Annotated in this window: 2 protein-coding genes and 1 pseudogene; all 3 read left to right on the top strand. The window is 41.9% G+C overall.

All coding sequences use genetic code 11. The annotated features are described in order from the left end of the window. On the top strand, nt 1–209 hold a 209-nt coding region (locus A3739_RS23890; RefSeq protein ID WP_156502800.1), incomplete at its 5' end, for a TSUP family transporter. Between the two features lie 43 nt (nt 210–252). Next, the gene (locus A3739_RS23885) at nt 253–657 is read left to right on the top strand and encodes an acyl-CoA thioesterase (RefSeq protein ID WP_068480554.1); all 405 of its coding nucleotides are present in this window, start codon (nt 253–255) and stop codon (nt 655–657) included. A gap of 157 nt (nt 658–814) precedes the next feature. Next, nucleotides 815–1103, top strand: a pseudogene (locus A3739_RS31050) (hypothetical protein); the annotation flags it as partial.

The raw sequence follows: 1103 nt of genomic DNA, 5'->3' as shown, positions 1-1103 counted from the left end.
TATTGGGAACCACACCAAGCGATGCTCCTGTCGGTACATATGGTCTCGTGAATTTGATTGGTTTCATCTGTATTGTTCCGCTTACTGTTTTCTTTGCACCAATTGGCGCATCGCTTGCCGCGAAACTGGATGCGGCTAAACTGAAAAAAGTATTTGCTGTTGTATTGCTTATTACAGGTATTCGAATGTTAGTTCAGTTGGCGCTGTAAATGATGTTTGGCTGATAGTTGCCTAAAAAGTTGATGGATAATAATGAACGATTCAATTTTCGAAAAACGTAAGGAACTCTCCCTTACACGTATTACTAAAGCGGTTTTTCCTGACACGACAAATCATCACGATACGTTGTTTGGTGGCACAGCAATGCAATGGATGGACGAAGCTTCATTCATTTCTGCCACCCGCTTTTCACGCAAACGTCTAGTCACGGTTAGCAGCGACCGAATCGACTTTGAGCATCCTGTACCGGCTGGAAGTGTGGTCGAACTTATTGCTTCAGTCGCAGACGTGGGGCGAACGAGCTTAACAGTACGGGTTGAAATGTGGGTTGAGAGTATGTATCACGATGGCAGAACCAAGGCCATCAGTGGCGTGTTTAAGTTTGTAGCGGTCGATCAAAATATGCAGCCCACGCCAGTAATGGAATTTACTGATTGATATCTTACTGTTGCTATGCGAGCTAAGTAGAATAGAATGATATGTTATATCGTAACTATATTGATTCTCGTTGCGATGATAGTAAATACATATCAGAGGGAGTTAAGGTTTAATATCGGCTATGGATGGTTTCCTCATTAAGAAAAATGAATAAAAAATGCGACGTAACAGAATCACTTTTAATAAGCTGCTCATTGGTCGAATTCAAGTATCTTTCGGTTTTATTGGTCTCATAAGCTTGCTTTGGTACAGTGTCAGCTCTACATCACCATCAGCTTCTACCACTAATCAACGCATCATTCCTATTGAGCTCATCGATCAAAAACAGGATTCAACAAATAATCATCTCCCTCAAAAATCGCAAGAAAAACGGTTTCGAGACCAGCGTTACACAGTAGTGGAAGGCGATACCCTAGAGGCGATATTCAAGCGAAAGCAGCTCTCTA

The sequence above is a fragment of the Oleiphilus sp. HI0067 genome (assembly GCF_001635735.1).
The sequence above is the reverse complement of the archived record's forward strand: the minus strand, read 5'-3'. Positions and strand labels throughout refer to the sequence as shown.